The sequence below is a fragment of the Arthrobacter sp. Soc17.1.1.1 genome, assembly GCF_036867195.1.
Taxonomy (GTDB): domain Bacteria; phylum Actinomycetota; class Actinomycetes; order Actinomycetales; family Micrococcaceae; genus Arthrobacter_D.
Genome location: NZ_JBAJII010000001.1, coordinates 3,670,495 through 3,686,410, shown reverse-complemented (window position 1 = coordinate 3,686,410; position 15,916 = coordinate 3,670,495). Strand labels below are relative to the sequence as shown.

Below are 15,916 nucleotides of genomic sequence, written 5' to 3'. Positions count from 1 at the left end.
GACCGAGGGCGGCAGGACACAAGGCAGCGGGATGGAGAGCGTGTGGCGATCGACCTGAACAGCGACGTCGGGGAGTCCTTCGGCAACTGGACGTTCGGCGACGACGCGGGCATCATCGCGTCGGTCTCCAGCGCCAACGTGGCCTGCGGATTCCACGCGGGAGACCCCACCGGCATCCGCGCCACCTGCACTGCGGCCGCTTCCGCCGGCGTCACCGTGGGCGCGCACCCCGGCTACCGGGACCTCGCGGGGTTCGGCCGGCGGTTCATGGACGTCGACCCGGGCGAACTGACCGACGACGTCGTGTACCAGATCGGCGCGCTGCAGGCGCTGGCACGCGCGGCCGGCACCTCGGTGCGGTACGTGAAGCCCCACGGCGCGCTCTACAACACCATCGCCGTCCACGAGCGCCAGGCACGCGCGGTGGTGCGGGCGGTCCGCGAGGTCGACGACGCGTTGCCTCTGCTGGTCCTCCCCGGAACCGTCATCGAGACGGAGGCCCGCACCGCTGGGCTCCGCACGGTGGTGGAGGCCTTCGCCGACCGCGCGTACCGGCCCGACGGTGCCCTGGTGCCCCGGCGCGAGCCGGGCGCCGTGCTGCACGCCGAGTCCGACGTCGTCGAGCATGTCCTGCGGATCGCGACCGACGGCGAGGTGGTGGCGGTCGACGGGTCGCGCCTCCGGATCGCCGCCGAGAGCATCTGCGTCCACGGGGACACGCCGGGGGCCGTCGCGATGGCCGCAGCGGTGCGCCGGGCGCTCACCTCGGCAGGCGTGGACGTCGGTGCCTTCGCCTAGCGCCGCCGGTCCCGGCGGTGCAGGCCCGGGCATCTCCCTGCGGCCCGTCGGCGATCGTGCCCTGCTCGCCGAGCTGCCCGGCCTGCCCGAGGTGCTGAGCGTGGAGGCCCAGTTGCGGGATCACCCCGCCGAAGGACAGGTGGACGTGGTGCCCGCGGCCAGGACGGTCCTCGTCACGGTCGAGGACGCCCGGTACGTCGCCGCCCTCGCCGACCGGCTCCGGACGATCGACCCGACCCTGACCGCAGGGCAGGACGGCACGCTCATCACCATCGAGGTGCAGTACGACGGCGACGACCTGGCCGACGTCGCCGCCCGGACGGGGTTGAGCGAGGAGGCCGTCGTCGCGGCCCACACAGCGACCCCGTGGGTGGCGGCGTTCGGAGGCTTCGCACCCGGCTTCGCCTATCTCACCGGAGGCGACGCACGCCTCGAGGTGCCCCGGCGGGATTCGCCCCGCACGGCCGTCCCCGCCGGGTCCGTGGCGCTCGCGGGGGAGTTCTCGGCGATCTACCCGCGGGAGTCACCCGGGGGATGGCAGCTGATCGGACGCACGGACGCCGTCCTGTGGGACCTCCGCCGGATAGAGCCCGCCCTCATCCGTCCCGGTGCCAGGGTGCGGTTCAGCGCGGTGCGCGAACTCGTTGAGGTGCGCTCCGGCGTCGCTCCCGGGCCGTACACCACAGCGTCGTCCGATCGGGACACGACGCCCGCGCCGGTGGCCTCCGGACTGACCGTCGTGCACCCCGGGCTCTACAGTGCGCTCCAGGATCTCGGCAGGCCCGGTCTCATGGCCCTCGGCGTCGCGGAGGCCGGTGCGCTCGACCGCGCCGCCCTGCGGCAGGCCAACAGGCTGGTGGGCAACAGCGCCGGATCCGCCGTGATCGAGAGTGTGCACGGCGGCCTCGTGCTGCAGGCCGACGAGGACCAGGTGCTGGCCGTGACGGGTGCCGACGTCGGTCTGACCATCGCCCTGCCCGACGAGGAGGAGCGCGAGCCCGCCCTGTGCGCCCCGTTCCTCCTGCGCGCCGGCGAGGTGCTGCGACAGTCGCCCCCGGCGTCGGGGCTGCGGACCTACACGGCCGTCCGCGGAGGCTTCGAGGCCGAGGAGGTGCTGGGCAGTCGCTCCACCGATTCGATGTCCGGGCTCGGGCCACCCGCTCTCGGGCCGGGCACGCGCCTGGTGGTGGGCCGGCCGGCCGCGGGGTCGACGGTCGGGGACCCCGAGGAGCCGAGGCGGATCGGTGACCCCGAGGTGCTGCGTGTGATCCCCGGGCCCCGCGAGGACTGGTTCGAGGACGGGGCGGCCCGCCTGTGCGCGACGGACTGGACGGTCACGGCACAGTCCAACCGGATCGGGCTGCGGCTCGACGGTCCTGCACTGGCGCGGACCCGGGAGGGGGAGCTGCCGAGCGAGGGCGCGGTCCGCGGCGCCCTGCAGGTGCCGCCGTCGGGTCTGCCGGTGCTGTTCCTCGCCGATCACCCCGTCACGGGCGGCTATCCGGTCATCGCCGTCGTGGCCGCCGCGGACCTCGACCGTGCGGCGCAGCTCGCGCCGGGATCCACGGTGCGCTTCCGGAGGTGATCCTGCCCGGGCCTGACCGCAGCTAGCGGGGGACCTGCTGATGGCCGAGCCGGTAGACCAGCAGGTCGAGGGACGCCCGCCGGTACGCCTCCCGCGCCTGCGCCGAAGGGAAGGCGTCGAGGAGACGCAGGGCGCGCCGCTCCCGCTCCTCGAGGCCGGGGAGCTCGTCATCCACGAACGACGTGCGAGTACTCACTGCTGGTCCACTCCATCCCGGTGCTGGGGGCCCGTGTCCGATACGAGACCAGCGTAGGACGCCCGCAACCCCCTGCCTACCGGTTCTTGGTGCGGGCACCAGCAGGCGCCCCGTGACACGCCGGGCACCGTCCGACGCCCTCCTCGAGGACCTCGTCGCCCTGCCACCGCTCAGCGGCCGGAGGGTGCGGCTTCGGCGGCCGCACGGGCACCGCCCACCGGTGCCGACGCCCCAGGGTCCTGCGCGATGTCCCGCCGGACGAGGAACGTGAGGAGGGCTGCCACTGCGCACAGGGCCGCCGCTCCGAACCACGCGATCGTGTACTCGCCGCTGGTATCCCGGATGAAGCCAGCACCCACGGCCGCCGCTGCCGCACCGAGCTGGTGTGCGGCGAACACCCACCCGAAGACGAGCGGGCCGTCAGCGCCGAAGGCGGAGCGGCAGAGCGCGACGGTCGGTGGCACGGTGGCCACCCAGTCGAGCCCGTAGATGACGATGAAGATGATCATCGGGGGCTGCACGGTCGCCGCGAGCAGCGCCGGCAGCACGAACAGGCTGATCCCGCGGAACAGGTAGTAGACGGCAAGGAGCACCTTCGGGTTGTACCGGTCGGTGAGCCAGCCGGAGGCGATGGTCCCCACGATGTCGAAGACCCCGACGAGGGCGAGGAGGCCTGCCGCCGTCGTCGTCGACATGCCGTGGTCGTGGGCGGACGGGATGAAGTGCGTGCCGATCAGCCCGTTCGTGGTGGCCCCGCAGATCGCGAAGCCGCCGGCGAGTGCCCAGAACGTGCGGTGGTGCGAGGCGGTCCGGAGGGCACGGAGCGCACGCGCCGCGGCGTTGGTCCGCTGCGCCGGGGCGGATGCCGGAACCGCATCGCCGGGCGGTTCACCGTAGGGCCGGGCGCCGATGTCGGCGGGTGCGTCGTGCAGCCAGACGAGGACGAGCGGAATCACCGCGAGCGCTCCGGCGGCGATGACCAGGGAGGCGACACGCCAGTTCGCGGTGTCCACCAGGGCGGCCATCACCGGCAGGAAGACCAGCTGGCCCGCGGCGCTGCCGGCCGTCAGGATGCCGACCACGAGGCCGCGGCGGCGGACGAACCAGGTGGAGGCGACCGTCGCCGCGAAAACGAGGGCTATGCTGCCCGTGCCCAGCCCGATCAGCACGCCCCACGTGAGCAGGATCTGCCAGGGCTCACGCACGAGGACCGTCAGGGCGCTGCCCGCTCCGATGACCAGCAGCGCGAGCGAGGTGATCCGGCGGATGCCGAACCGTTCCATGAGTGCCGCGGCGAACGGTGCCGTGAGCCCGAAGAGGACGAGGTTGATGCTGACGGCCAGCGACAGGACGCCCCGGGACCAGCCGAACTCCTCCTCCAGCGGCACCATCAGGACCGACGGGGCGGCGCGGAAACCTGCCGCGCCCACCAGGGTCAGGAAGGCCACGGCGGCCACGATCCAGGCCGGGTGGATGCGGGGGCGCCGGACCGTGGGTGCGCTGCCGGCGCTCACCTGACGACCGCCGTCGCAAGGGGGACCGGGTGGCCGGAGCGGGCGAGGCTCATCCACGCCGTCGTGGCAGGGGTGAGGCTCTCGCCGCAGGCGTCGCAGCGGTCGGCGCTCGCCGTCGGGCGGCCGCAGGGTGAATGGACGACCTGCATGTGGGCCGTGGCGGAGGGTGCCTGCAGGTACTGCTCGGCGAACAGGATCATGGCGTTCAGGACGGGCAGGGCGCCCTCTCCCGTCTCCGTCAGGCGGTACTCGTGGCGTGTCCCGCCGGAGGTGTCCCGGCAGGGGGTCCGTGCCAGCAGCCCGTGACGGGTGAGCGCGGAGAGCCGTCGGCTGAGCACGCTCTCGGCGATGCCGGTATGGGTGCGGAGGTCGTCGAACCGGCTGCGACCGAAGAACACCTCCCGCAGCACGAGGAGGGCCCAGGGGTCCCCGAGGACCTCGAGTCCGCGGGCGAGGGGGCACTGGCTGTCGGACCAGTCGGAGCGCAGGGGCATGACGATCAGGGTAGGACGCTTCCTTCAGGAAAGCCAGGGCGAGGTGGTCCCCGCGCTGCGTCCCCGGGAAAGGGGTGCACACGGAATTACGCGGGTGGAAATACTGCCGAAACCCCTTCCCCATAGCGTTGGGGAGCACATCACTTCCACAGGAGGCTGCCATGCAGACGCTGAGGGTCAGGTACGTCCCCTGGACCAACCCGGTGGCCGTGGGGCTGCGGGAGGCCCTGCGCGCGGAGAACGACCGCGGCCGGTCCGCCGCGAGCCTCCCCGCTGCCGACGACGGGAGCGGTATCGCCGTCTTCCTCATCGCCTACGAACTGGCGTCCGGGCAGCCCGTCGGCTGTGGCGGCCTGCGGCTCCTCGATGCGGCACATGCCGACGTCGACTCCATCTACGTGCTCCCGTACGCCCGGTGGTCCGGCGTCTCGCAGGCCATCACGGAGGAGCTGGCAGCCTGGGCGCGGACCCACGGCATCACTGCGGTGGGTCCCGGCGACGCCCTCGAGCGGCTGAACGCCCTGCGCCTCTGACCCGCGCCTCTGACCCGCGCCTCTGACCCGCGCCGGGACCCTCGACACCACAGCAGACCGCCCGATGCCGGGCGGTCTGCTCGTGGGTAGGAGGGTGTCGGCGGGCTACTTGCGGGGTGCTCCGAGGTCCACGGGATCCTCGTCGGTCAGGTAGGCGAACTCGGAGTGGGCGGAGATGTCGATGCCGCGCAGCTCGTCCTCCTGCTCGATCCGGAGGCCGATGGTGCGCTGGATGACCTGGGCAATCACCCACGTGACCACGAAGGAGTAGGCGAGCACCGCGACGGTCGCGAGTGCCTGGATGCCGAGCAGCTCGAGTCCTCCCCCGTAGAACGCCCCGGCGACGCCGTTGGGGGCGTCCGGCGTCGCGAAGAGGCCGATGAGCAGGGTTCCGAGGATGCCGCCGATGAGGTGCACGCCGACGACGTCGAGCGAGTCGTCGAAGCCGAGGCGGAACTTGAGTTCGATGGCGAGCGAGCACACCGCTCCCGCGATCGCGCCGATGGCCAGAGCGCCCATGGGGCTCACCGCACCACAGGCCGGAGTGATGGCGACGAGGGCCGAGACGAGGCCGGAGGCGGCCCCCATGCTCGTGGCGGCGCCGTTGCGGATACGCTCCACGAGGGCCCACGCGAGCAGCCCGGCCGATGCCGCGACCGCGGTGTTGAGGAACACCACGGACGCGGACTGCCCTGCGGAGAGCGCGGAGCCTGCGTTGAAGCCGAACCAGCCCACCCACAGCAGGCCGGCGCCCACGAGCACGAGCGGACGGCTGTGCGGCTTGGCGTGGTCCACCTTCGGCCAGCCGTGGCTGCGGCCGAGCACGAGCGAGAGGGCGAGGGCTGCGATGCCCGCGTTCATGTGGACGGCCAGGCCGCCGGCGAAGTCGATGGCGCCGAGGTTATTGGCGATCCAGCCGCCCACCACCGAGCCGTCCTCCGAGCTGAAGGCGAAGACCCAGTGGGCGATCGGGAAGTAGACCAGCGTAGCCCAGACACCCGCGAAGATCATCCAGGCACCGAACTTCATGCGGCCCGCTGCGGCCCCGGCCACGAGTGCCGTCGTGACGCAGGCGAAGAAGAGCTGGAAGCCCGCGAAGAGGATCGGGGGGATCGAGGCGGACGGATCCTCGGCGAGCAGCTGGCCCATGCCGGCGTACTCGGCGACGTCCCCGATCAGGCCGAGCCCGCCGACCGAGTTGCCGAAGGCCATCGAATAGCCGAACAGGGCCCACAGCACCGCGACGAGGCTCGCTCCGCCGAAGCACATCATCATCATGTTGAGGATGCGGCGGGAGCCCACCATCCCTCCGTAGAACAGGGCCAGTGCCGGGATCATCAGACAGACGAGCGCGGCGCTGGCGAGAATCCAGGCGACATTTCCAGAGTCCATGGGAAGTCCTTTTCCGTGATGGCGCTTGCGCGTGCCGGACGGGACTGAGCCCGGGGGAGCACCTGGCTGGGGTGCTGGACCGGGGGTGGCACGCCGCGCTCAGCAATGGTAGGCAGCGCCACATTTCAGCACCGGGAGGGTGCCGTTAACACTGGGTAAAGCGGTGTCCCACCCCTAGCCGCCGGCGACGGACTGGACGATCATGACGGTCGCCCCCGCCGGGACCGCCGTGCCGAGCCCGTCCAGGCGGCGCACGTCCTCGCCGTCCACGTAGATGTTCACGTAGCGCCTCAGGGCTCCGGTCTCCTCACGGATGCGCTGCTCGAGCAGCGGACGACCCTCGCCCAGGCGGTCCAGCAGCGAGCAGACGTCGTGCCGGCCGTGCAGGTCCATGCTGACCTCGCTGCGCCCGTCGACGTAGGGGCGCAGGAGCGTCGGGATGAGGACGGTCACGGGCATGGTCGCGGGCACCGGGGGGCCGATCAGGCCGTGACGACGGCGGCGCGGACCGAGAGCACGTCCGGGAGGTTCCGTGCGACCTCCCGGAAGGTGCGGCCCTCGTCGGCGCTCGCGTAGACGGTCCCGCCGCGCGTCCCGAAGTACACGCCGGGCGTCTCGGCGGTGTCGACGCAGGCGGCATCACGCAGCACCGCGTTGTACTCCGCCTGCGGCAGCCCGGCGTCGCTCGCCTCCCAGGTGGCACCGCCGTCGTCCGTCCGGTGCACCCTCAGGCGGCCCTCGGGCGGGATGCGCTCGCCGTCGGCCTTGAGCGGGATGACCCACGCCGTGCCGCCGCGGTGCGGGTGGGTGAGCATCACGAAGCCGAAGTCGGCGGGCAGGCCGTCGGCGATGGACTGCCACGAGTCCCCGCGGTCGGTGCTCGTGTAGACGCCGTGGTGGTTCTGGGCGAACAGGCGGTCGGGGTCCACGGCGTCGCGGGCCACCTTGTGCACGCACTGCCCGAACTCCGGGTCGGGGTCGGGCATGAAGTAGGCGCTGATGCCCTTGTTCCGCGGCTGCCAGGACGCCCCGCCGTCGTCGGACCGGTACACGCCCCCCGTGCTCATCGCGACGTGCAGCGTCTCGTCCGCTGGGCTGGGCAGCACGGTGTGCGCGGCCGCCCCGCCGAAGCCGGCACCCCACTCGCTGCGGTGGGGGTGGTCCCAGAGGCCCCGGTTGAGCTCGAAGGTCTCCCCGTGGTCCGTGGACTTCCAGACCGAGATGGGCTGGCATCCCGCCCAGACGACGCCCGGGCGGGAGTCGGCGTCGGGCTGGATCTGCCAGATGCGCTCCAGCGCGACCCCCTCCTCCGCCGCGAAACGGAGGCTGCCCTCCTGCGGCTCGGCCCAGGTCTCGCCGAGATCGTCCGAGTGGGCGATGCACGGGCCGAAGTGCCACGACATGCGGCCCGCGAACAGGCGGGTGCGCCCTCCGCGGGTATCGATCCCCACGCTCGGGATCTCCTCCATGAGGAACGTCGGTTCGGACAGCGTCCACGTGACCCGATCACGGCTCGAGGCGAGCCAGAGGCCCTTCTTCGTGCCGATGGCGAGGAGTGTGGTTCCCGGTGCTGTCATGGCTGCCCCCTCGGCGTCGAACCGGTCCCCGACCGGAGGTGTGGTGTGGATCACTCGGGATGATTCCACCCACCACTCGATTTGTACAGGGAGGACTACCCGCTTCTGTCCGTATTCGCGGAGCGGGTGATCCGGCCGTGCCAGAGTGGAGCTATTCGGTCGCTGGGAGCGAAGATCCGTTCGTCCTGGAGGCATCGAGTGAATGACACGATCCTGGGGAAGGCCGCGCCATCGCGGCTCTGTCCCGGTCCGCAGCATGTGCCCGGCATCCGCCGGCACTGTGCGGACAAGCACTGCGTGCAGTGCCGGGACGGGCTGCTCGTGCTGTGGTGGGCGCCCGGTTCACTGCTGACGACAGTCGACGTCCTCGGCTCCTACGATGCGATCCGCGAACTGTCCGACGGCTACCGGATGCCGCTCGTCGTCCATCTGCAGGCGCTCGCGGGGATCGCCCCGCCGGCTCGCACCCTGCTCCTCGAGGCCACACTGGCCTCCCGCATCGCCGTCGTCGGGACCGGGCCGGTGGACCGCGTGATCGCCGGATTCCTGGAGCAGTCCCTGACGGAGACCCGCTACTTCGACAGGGCCGGCGAGGCCCTGGCGTGGGTGCGGAGCCCCTAGCGCCGTCCTACCCGAACAGCGGCGCGAGGAAACGGCGCTCGTACCGGCGGATGCATTTGCTGTCCTGTGCCAGGCGATAGGCGTCGACGCACTCCGGGTCCGTCGCGGCCTCCTCGCGATACCGCTCGTAATCCGCGAGCGAGGGAAACGTGAAGAGCGCATAGGCGATATCGCTGTCCCCCTCGCTCGGGAGGAAATACCCGTGGTGATTGCCGCCCAGTTTCCCGACCAGATGGATCCAGCGCCGGCCGTATTCCTCGAAGTCGGCGCGTTTGTCGGGATCGATCTCGTAGCGCAGGTGGACGGTGATCATCGCGTTCCCGGGCTCAGCGGCTCTCGTTGTAGGCGTCGATGATCGACTGCGTGATGCGCCCGCGTGAACTCGGGTTGTAGCCGTTGTCCTGCGCCCAGCGGCGGATCTGCTGGGTATCCTCGCGCTTCGAACGGGACGACGCCTTCGGGCCGGCGGCCGGCTGCTTGCCCGAGCCCGCCTTGCGCCCCTTGTCGACGTACCCGGAGAGGGCGTCGCGCAGCGACTTCGCATTCTGTTCGGTGAGGTCTATTTCGTAGTTCGTGCCGTCGAGGCCGAATCGGACGGTTTCCTGTGCTTCTTCGCCATTGAGGTCGTCGACCAGATGAACCTGTACGCGCTGTGACATCTCATTCTCCTGCATTGTCCGGACGAATTCGTGAGCCCCAGATTCCGACCTTATCGCGTATTTGCCGACATCTCGACATGAATGCGTTACCGACGCAAATGTGTTCCTCCACACAATGCGCGGTTTTGCTCCAGGAGGGACGATGTCGCGGCGGCGAATTCCGCGTCCGGAAGCAGCCCGCGGTCGCACAGTGCGCGGGGAGGAGTTGCCGGCCCTGCTGCCGGCGCAACGGCTAGGCCGTGGTACCCCGTTCGTCGATGACCGGGGGGAGCCCGAACGCCGCGAACATCTCCGGGTAGAGGAAGTTGTGGTGGCCCGTGATGCGCTCGCCGTCGGTCTCGATGACCTGGATGGCCCACGGCTCCCACAGGCCCGGCTCCACGAAGTGGTAGTTGGCGAACCCTCCGGCACCGTTGACGTCGAGGGGGATGAGGCGGCCGTTCTCGCAGACGCTGCCCTTCCCGACGAACCAGCCGATGACGTCCTCGGGGCCGCTGAGCCACAGGTCGAAGGGCGGCATGGAGAGGACGACGTCGTCGCGCAGCAGTGACACGAGCACGTCCATGTCGTAGGACTCGAAGGCCTCCAGGTACCGCGCGAGGAGGGCCCTGTGCGCCGGGTCCTCGAGGCGCATGGGTGTCGCGGGCTCGTAGCCGGCCATCGTCTTGCGGGCGCGCTGCAGTGCGCTGTTGATCGACGCCGTGGTCACCTCGAGCAGCGTGGCGACCTCCGCGGCGGACCAGCGCAGCACCTCGCAGAGGATGAGCGCGCTGCGCTGGAGCGGGGGCAGGTGCTGCAGGGCCGCCACGAAGGCCAGGCGGACCGTGTCGCGGGCTTCCGCGACGACGGCGGGATCACCGGCCAGGTCGATCACGCGGGCATCGGGGATGGGCTGCACGAAGACGCCCTCGGTGAGCGGTGCGCCGAGCACGGCGTCCGCCGTCCGCGTGGAGGGCCCCAGATCCATGGGCCGAGCACGGCGCTGAGGGCTTCGGAGCATGTCCACGCAGACGTTGTGGGCGATCCGGTAGAGCCAGGTGCGCAGGGACGACTGGCCGGCGAAGGAGTCCCGCTTCGACCACGCCTTGATCATGGTCTCCTGCACGGCGTCCTCGGCCTCGGACGCGGCACCGAGCATCCGGTAGCAGTAGCCCGTCAGCTCCCGCCGCGACGCTTCCAGGAGTTGCTCGAACGGGACGGCGTCGTCGGCCTCGGACGGGGTCCCCCGGGTGCTGGTGGCGGGCTGCATGCCTCCGAGCGTAGCAACGGCTGCACCGGCGCGGGAGGTGGGCTGCGGGAAAAGTTTCGCGCCGTCGATGATTCCGGGGCGGCTGTGACGTCTACTGGGGACACCACCATCGACGGGAGCCCCTATGCGCAGACTCACAGCCGGCCTTTTCTCCTCCGTGGACGGAGTGGTCGAATCCCCCCATCTCTGGCAGTTCGACAGCTTCGACGCGGAGCTCGGAGCCGGCATGGGCGCGATGATCAGCAGGGTGGACACCGTGCTCCTCGGCCGTCACGGCTACGAGGAGTGGGCCGACTACTGGCCACGGGCCGAGGCCTCCGATCCTTTCGGCGCGTTCATCAACCCGGTCGAGAAGTTCGTGGCGTCCCGCACGCTGTCGGGTGAGCTCGGCTGGACGAAGGCCTCCCTCATGAACCGGCCGCTCGAGGACTTCGTGCGGGCGCTGAAGCAGACCGACGGCGGCGACATCGCCGTGTGCGCCAGCATCTCGCTGGTCCGCCAGCTCCTGTTCGCCGGACTCCTCGACTCCCTGATGCTGATGGTCCATCCGGTGGTGGCCGGCACCGGCCGCCACCTGTTCGAGCCCTCTGACCCCGTCACGAGACTCGAGTTGCAGGAGCTGACGACGACGAGCAGAGGCAACGTCCTCGCGTCCTACGCCCTCCGTCCCGAGACTTCGGGGGAGTAGCCATGTCCTTCCAGGCATATCTCGACACCATCGAGGCGAGGACGGGACGGACCCCGCGGCAGCTCGTGCAGCAGGCGAAGGAGCGGGGCTTCGAGGGCCCCGACGCGTCGGCGGGTGAGATCGTCGCGTGGCTCAAGGAGGAGCACGACCTCGGACGCGGACACGCCATGGCGCTCGTCCACGTCATCCGGAACGGGCCGACCATCAGCGGCAAGCACGTGGGGAGCGGCGGCACCCATGCGGACGCGTCGACGGAGCTGTGGCTGGACGGGGTGGCGACGAAGCCTGCTCCCTGACGGGCAGCCACGGCCCGCACCTAGACTGCTGCCCATGGCCGTGCTCATCGATCCTCCGTCCTGGCCCGCCCATGGGACGGTCTTCTCGCACCTGGTGTCGACGTCGTCGCTCCGGGAGCTGCATGCCTTCGCCGAGGCGGCCGGTATCCCGCGGCGGGCGTTCGACGAGGACCACTACGACGTGCCGGCGCGCCGGTACCGCGAGCTGGTGGACCGTGGAGCGGAGGAGGTCAGCGGCGCCGATCTGGTGCGGGCCTTGATCGCGAGCGGACTGCGGATACCCGCGCGGCGGCGGGGCCCGAAGCTCCGCGCGGCACTGGCATCGCGCTGGAGGACGGTGCTCCCGCAGCACCCGGCCCTGGGGGAGGAGCTCCTCGACCGGTGGGGGGAGCAGCATCGGAGGTACCACACGCCCACACACCTCCTCGCGGTCCTCGAGGCACTCGATGTCCTGCTGGATCCTCCGGACGAGGCCCTGCGGCGCCCGGTCGTGCTCGCCGCGTGGTTCCACGACGCCGTGTACCAGGGGGCGTCGGGCGACGACGAACGGGCCTCGGCGGACCTCGCCGTGAAGCGCCTGGCAGGGCTGATCCCGTCGTCGGAGGTGCGGGAGGTCGAGCGACTCGTCCTGCTGACGATCGGTCACGACCCGACGGAGGGCGACCGCGCGGGGCAGCTCCTGTGCGATGCGGACCTGGCGGTGCTGGGTGGATCGGAGGCCGAGTACCAGCGGTACGCCGCGGCCGTCCGTGACGAGTACGCCCATATTCCCGATGCGGCATTCATTGACGGGCGGCGATCGGTCCTGGCGCAGCTGATCGCCCTCGATCCGCTGTTCCGGACGGCGACGGGCCGGCAGCGCTGGGCGGACCGCGCCCTGCGGAACCTCCGGCACGAACTCGACCTCCTGGGCTGACGCCCGTCGTCCGGTCCGCGGGGGAGCCCTGTCCCGCGGCGGTAACTCAGCGGTCCGGCAGCTCGACCAGGCCGTTCCGGAAACCCCAGAGCACCGCCTGCAGGCGATCGCGGGAGGCCGTCTTCTGCAGCAGCCCCGCGAGGTGGTACTTCACCGTGGTCTGCTCGACGAAGAGGTGTGCGGCCATCTCGGCGGTGGAGCGGCCTTCTGCCAGCAGGTGGAGGACGTCGAGCTCGCGTGCGGTGAGGGGTGCGGGAAGGGGATCGGTGGGCCCCCCGTCCGGGGCCGTCCGGGATTCCTGCGACATCCGGGATGCGTGCGGTGCCGGCGGCGTGGCCTGCCGTCGGTTGCCGAACTCCCTCAGGATCCGCCGCGTCAGCCGCTGGTCGAGCGTCCCGTCGCCGCGGGCGACGGAACGCACGGCGTCGAGCAGCGTCCCCTCGTCCGCCCCCTTGAGCAGGAATCCGGCCGCGCCTGCCTCGAGCGCCGAGAAGATGTCGTCGTCGATGTCGAAGGTCGTGAGGATCAGGACGCCGGTGTGCACGGAGTCGTCGGCGGTGATGGCCCCCGTGGCGGTGATGCCGTCCATGACCGGCATCCGGATGTCCATGCAGACCACGTGGGGCCGGAGCGACCTGGTCAGGCGGACGGCCTCCTCACCGTTCGCGGCTTCGCCGACCACCGTGATGTCCTTCGCCGCACCGAGCAGGATGGACAGTCCGGTGCGGACGATGACCTGATCGTCCGCGACGACGACCCGGATCACGAGCGTCCCCGGACAGGATGCGGGATGCGGAGCCGGTTGCGCCAGCCGCCCCCGGCGGTGGTCCCGGTGTCGAGGTCGGCCCCGATCAGGTCGGCACGCTCGTTCATCCCGATGAGCCCGTAGCCCCGTCCTCCCGGCCTCCCCTCCGCCGCATTCGCAGGGGGGCCGGACGCCGGCCCGTTCTCCACGACGACCTCCAGCTCGTCCGGCCGGTACTCGACGGACACGGTGCAGTCGGCGTCCGGTGCATGGCGTGCGGCGTTCGTCAGGGACTCCTGCACGGTCCTGTAGATGGAGGCCTCCGCCACGGGTCCGACGCGGTACGGATCCCCGGTGACGCTGAAGGAGACGCGCTGACCGCGTCCGGCCGCAGCGTCGAGCAGGGACGGCAGGTCGTCCAGCCCCGGGATGCCGATGGTCGCCCGTCCGCCGCCGTCCTTCGGGTCCGCGTCCGGCCGCAGCAGCCCCACGGTGCCCCGGAGATCCGCCATGGTCGCCCGGGCCTCGTCCTCCAGCTCGCGGAGCATCGTGCGGCTCCGTTCGGGGTCGGAGGCGATCAGCGCCCCGGCCGCCTGGGCGCTCACGATGATGCCGGACAGGTGGTGACCGGCGATGTCGTGGAGTTCGCGGGCGAGTGCCGTGCGTTCCGCCCGTCGGTCCTGCTCGATCAGATAGGAGCGCTCGCGTTCGGTGAACTGCTCGCGCTCGCGCGCCGCGTACCGGAGCTGCTCCCGTCCGCGGCCGAACTCCGCGATCAGGGCGGGCACCAGGTACTCGAAGACCACCCGCGCGGCGATCAGGCCGAGCACCGCCGGGAAGGGCAGGCGTCCGGCGAGGAGCGCTGCGATCAACGCGACGCCGCTGCTGACGGCGGCCATCGCCGCGAGCACCCGGAACGCCGGCGGTCGGGCCGCCCGACGGATCAGGTGGTAGGCGGCGAACATCACGGCCAGGCTGCCGATGCCGAGTTCGGCGGCGCTGGAGGCGAGGAGCACGGAGTGCAGCAGGACGACGGCGACGAAGGCCGGGACCGGCGCCGTCCAGCGGACCAGCAGCGCGAGGGCCTGCCCGGCGACGAGCGCCGCCTGCAGGACGGTGAGGAGCGGGCCGGGGGCCGGCTCCAGGATCCCGGCGACCCCTGCGACGAGATGGAGGACCGCTGCGAGGAGGACCGCCAGCGGGAACGCCGGATTCCGCCGTGGAGCGCCCTGCCCGCCGTCCCTGATCTTCCGCACGGAACGAGTCAACCACGGACGCACCGGCGCGGGCTGCGCCCCGGTGCGTCCGTCGTCCTTCCCGGTCCTCACCCGGCCTGCAGGATCACGTCGAGGGCGTCGACGACGATCCTGTACCGGGCCAGGAGCGCGGTCTCGTCGGTGGGGTCGACGATCGCCCAGGGCAGGGCGGTCACCGCGATGGTGACGGCGGTCCCGTCGGGGCCGACCGCGTTGCGGGTCTGGGTGCCCGGGATGTCCCCACCGTGTCCCCAGGCCGTGCCGCCGCCGCTGAGCGGGTAGCCCTGCAGGCCGAGTCCGTAGACGGCGTCGGGCCACAGCTCGTCCCCCGCCGGTACGGCGGCCTGCATCTCCGCGAGGCTCTCCCGGTCCACGAGCTCACCGGCGAGGAGTGCCCTCATGAAGGTGTTGAGCTCGCTCGGGGTGGAGACCATGGCGCCGGCGGCCCAGGCGAACGCGGGGTCCATGGTGGTGATGTCCTTCAGCTCGCCGGCGGTGTCCAGGTGGTAGCCGAGGGGATGCGTGCCGCGCAGCTCCTGCTCGCCCGGGACGGGCAGGTAGGTGTTCGCGAGCTGGAGCGGTTCGACGACACGGCGCTCGATCTCCTCGTACAGCGGGCGTTCGGTGAGGCGTTCGACGATCAGCCCGAGGACCAGGTAGTTCGTGTTGCTGTACTCCCACCGCGCGCCGGGGGTGAAGACCGCCGGCTTCCCGAGGGCGATATCGAGCATGTCCCGGGGTGAGATGTAGGTGTGCTGCGCGCCGAAGGCATCCGCGGCGATCTGGTCGGCGTACTCGGGCAGGCCGCTGGTGTGCTGCAGCAGCTGACGGACGGTGATGTTCCCGCCGTCGATCCCCTCACCCGCCACGAGTCCCGGGAGATAGGTCCCGACGGGCTCATCGAGCGCGAGCGCTCCTTCCTCGACGAGCTGCAGGACGACGGTACTGACGAACATCTTCGTGTTGCTGGCGATCCGGATCTGCCCGTCGGCGGGGGCGGCGTCACCCGTGACGAGGTTCCCGGTGCCGGCTGCGAGCGTGAGGGTGGTCCCGTCCGGGCCCGTGACCGCAGCGGAGGCGGACGGGTAACCGGCGTCGACGAGCTTCTGCAGCTGCTCCTGCACGACGGCGGCGACCGGCTCGGTCTGTCGCTCGGGCGCCGAGGCGCCGGTCGGAGCTGCCGTGGAGGCGCCGGCGGGGGCTGCCGCCGAGGCCTGCGCCGGCATGCCGGGCTGGAGCAGGGCGGCCCCGCTCCCGGCCGTCAGGGCGGCGGCGAGGGCGGCGGCGGCCCAGCGGGCCCGGGGTGAGCGCGCAGTGGTGCGCGCAGTGGTGGAGAGGGTGGAAGGGATGGCGGGGGTGCTGGAGGGCGATGCAGGCATGGGGATCACGTCTTTCCG

Annotated in this window: 19 protein-coding genes; 7 read left to right on the top strand and 12 right to left on the bottom strand. The window is 71.5% G+C overall.

Going from position 1 to position 15,916, the window contains the following annotated elements; translation table 11 throughout:
• The first annotated feature begins 42 nt into the window (after positions 1 to 42).
• A complete protein-coding gene (locus V6S67_RS17260) occupies positions 43 to 798 on the top strand; it encodes a LamB/YcsF family protein (RefSeq protein WP_334211409.1) in 756 nt (251 codons plus the stop codon).
• Positions 785 to 2,383 (top strand): 5-oxoprolinase/urea amidolyase family protein, encoded by a 1,599-nt coding sequence (locus tag V6S67_RS17255; RefSeq protein ID WP_334211408.1) that lies wholly within the window; start codon positions 785 to 787, stop codon positions 2,381 to 2,383. Before V6S67_RS17260 ends, V6S67_RS17255 begins: the two co-directional genes overlap by 14 nt.
• 22 nt (positions 2,384 to 2,405) lie before the next feature.
• Here the strand turns inward: V6S67_RS17255 and V6S67_RS17250 are convergent, their stop codons facing one another.
• The 3 genes from V6S67_RS17250 to V6S67_RS17240 form a co-directional block, all read right to left on the bottom strand.
• Positions 2,406 to 2,579: a hypothetical protein gene (locus V6S67_RS17250; protein WP_334211407.1), complete on the bottom strand. Its 174-nt coding sequence runs from the start codon at positions 2,577 to 2,579 to the stop codon at positions 2,406 to 2,408.
• Positions 2,580 to 2,749: 170 nt separating this feature from the next.
• Positions 2,750 to 4,093, bottom strand: a complete 1,344-nt coding sequence (locus tag V6S67_RS17245) for an MFS transporter (RefSeq protein ID WP_334211406.1) — start codon at positions 4,091 to 4,093, stop codon at positions 2,750 to 2,752.
• Positions 4,090 to 4,587 carry a winged helix-turn-helix transcriptional regulator gene (locus V6S67_RS17240; protein ID WP_334211405.1) on the bottom strand — a complete coding sequence of 166 codons (498 nt, stop codon included), beginning with the start codon at positions 4,585 to 4,587 and terminating at the stop codon, positions 4,090 to 4,092. Before V6S67_RS17240 ends, V6S67_RS17245 begins: the two co-directional genes overlap by 4 nt.
• Before the next feature lie 161 nt (positions 4,588 to 4,748).
• On the opposite strand from V6S67_RS17240, the gene V6S67_RS17235 reads away from it, so the two are divergent.
• On the top strand, positions 4,749 to 5,120 hold the full coding sequence (locus V6S67_RS17235) for a GNAT family N-acetyltransferase (protein WP_334211404.1): 372 nt from the start codon (positions 4,749 to 4,751) through the stop codon (positions 5,118 to 5,120).
• A 105-nt stretch (positions 5,121 to 5,225) separates the two neighbouring features.
• Here the strand turns inward: V6S67_RS17235 and V6S67_RS17230 are convergent, their stop codons facing one another.
• From V6S67_RS17230 to V6S67_RS17220, 3 genes are all read right to left on the bottom strand, one after another.
• A complete protein-coding gene (locus V6S67_RS17230; protein WP_334211403.1) occupies positions 5,226 to 6,512 on the bottom strand; it encodes an ammonium transporter in 1,287 nt (428 codons plus the stop codon).
• Positions 6,513 to 6,686: 174 nt separating this feature from the next.
• The gene (locus V6S67_RS17225; RefSeq protein WP_334211632.1) at positions 6,687 to 6,971 is read right to left on the bottom strand and encodes a MoaD/ThiS family protein; all 285 of its coding nucleotides are present in this window, start codon (positions 6,969 to 6,971) and stop codon (positions 6,687 to 6,689) included.
• Between the two features lie 23 nt (positions 6,972 to 6,994).
• Positions 6,995 to 8,089 carry a WD40/YVTN/BNR-like repeat-containing protein gene (locus V6S67_RS17220; RefSeq protein WP_334211402.1) on the bottom strand — a complete coding sequence of 365 codons (1,095 nt, stop codon included), beginning with the start codon at positions 8,087 to 8,089 and terminating at the stop codon, positions 6,995 to 6,997.
• Between the two features lie 198 nt (positions 8,090 to 8,287).
• Here V6S67_RS17220 and V6S67_RS17215 point away from each other — a divergent pair, with 198 nt between their 5' ends.
• Complete coding sequence (locus tag V6S67_RS17215; RefSeq protein ID WP_334211401.1) at positions 8,288 to 8,710, top strand: hypothetical protein; 423 nt, start codon at positions 8,288 to 8,290, stop codon at positions 8,708 to 8,710.
• Between the two features lie 7 nt (positions 8,711 to 8,717).
• On the opposite strand, the gene V6S67_RS17210 is transcribed toward V6S67_RS17215, so the two are convergent.
• The 3 genes from V6S67_RS17210 to V6S67_RS17200 form a co-directional block, all read right to left on the bottom strand.
• Entirely contained in the window at positions 8,718 to 9,023 is a 306-nt protein-coding gene (locus V6S67_RS17210; protein WP_334211400.1) for an NIPSNAP family protein, read from the bottom strand.
• 13 nt (positions 9,024 to 9,036) lie between these two features.
• Positions 9,037 to 9,369 (bottom strand): histone-like nucleoid-structuring protein Lsr2, encoded by a 333-nt coding sequence (locus V6S67_RS17205; RefSeq protein WP_334211399.1) that lies wholly within the window; start codon positions 9,367 to 9,369, stop codon positions 9,037 to 9,039.
• Positions 9,370 to 9,601: 232 nt separating this feature from the next.
• On the bottom strand, positions 9,602 to 10,618 hold the full coding sequence (locus tag V6S67_RS17200) for a sigma-70 family RNA polymerase sigma factor (RefSeq protein WP_334211398.1): 1,017 nt from the start codon (positions 10,616 to 10,618) through the stop codon (positions 9,602 to 9,604).
• 124 nt (positions 10,619 to 10,742) lie between these two features.
• Here V6S67_RS17200 and V6S67_RS17195 point away from each other — a divergent pair, with 124 nt between their 5' ends.
• The 3 genes from V6S67_RS17195 to V6S67_RS17185 are packed head-to-tail and all read left to right on the top strand — an operon-like array spanning position 10,743 to position 12,518.
• Complete coding sequence (locus V6S67_RS17195; protein ID WP_334211397.1) at positions 10,743 to 11,306, top strand: dihydrofolate reductase family protein; 564 nt, start codon at positions 10,743 to 10,745, stop codon at positions 11,304 to 11,306.
• Between the two features lie 2 nt (positions 11,307 to 11,308).
• On the top strand, positions 11,309 to 11,602 hold the full coding sequence (locus V6S67_RS17190) for a DUF4287 domain-containing protein (RefSeq protein ID WP_334211396.1): 294 nt from the start codon (positions 11,309 to 11,311) through the stop codon (positions 11,600 to 11,602).
• 34 nt (positions 11,603 to 11,636) lie between these two features.
• Positions 11,637 to 12,518, top strand: coding sequence for a DUF4031 domain-containing protein (locus V6S67_RS17185; protein ID WP_334211395.1), 882 nt, complete (start codon positions 11,637 to 11,639; stop codon positions 12,516 to 12,518).
• 46 nt (positions 12,519 to 12,564) lie between these two features.
• Here the strand turns inward: V6S67_RS17185 and V6S67_RS17180 are convergent, their stop codons facing one another.
• The 3 genes from V6S67_RS17180 to V6S67_RS17170 form a co-directional block, all read right to left on the bottom strand.
• Positions 12,565 to 13,284 (bottom strand): response regulator transcription factor, encoded by a 720-nt coding sequence (locus V6S67_RS17180; RefSeq protein WP_334211394.1) that lies wholly within the window; start codon positions 13,282 to 13,284, stop codon positions 12,565 to 12,567.
• Entirely contained in the window at positions 13,281 to 14,519 is a 1,239-nt protein-coding gene (locus tag V6S67_RS17175; protein WP_334211393.1) for a histidine kinase, read from the bottom strand. The genes V6S67_RS17180 and V6S67_RS17175 overlap by 4 nt, the downstream gene beginning before the upstream one ends.
• Positions 14,520 to 14,587: 68 nt before the next feature.
• On the bottom strand, positions 14,588 to 15,898 hold the full coding sequence (locus V6S67_RS17170) for a serine hydrolase domain-containing protein (RefSeq protein ID WP_334211392.1): 1,311 nt from the start codon (positions 15,896 to 15,898) through the stop codon (positions 14,588 to 14,590).
• Positions 15,899 to 15,916 lie beyond the last annotated feature (18 nt).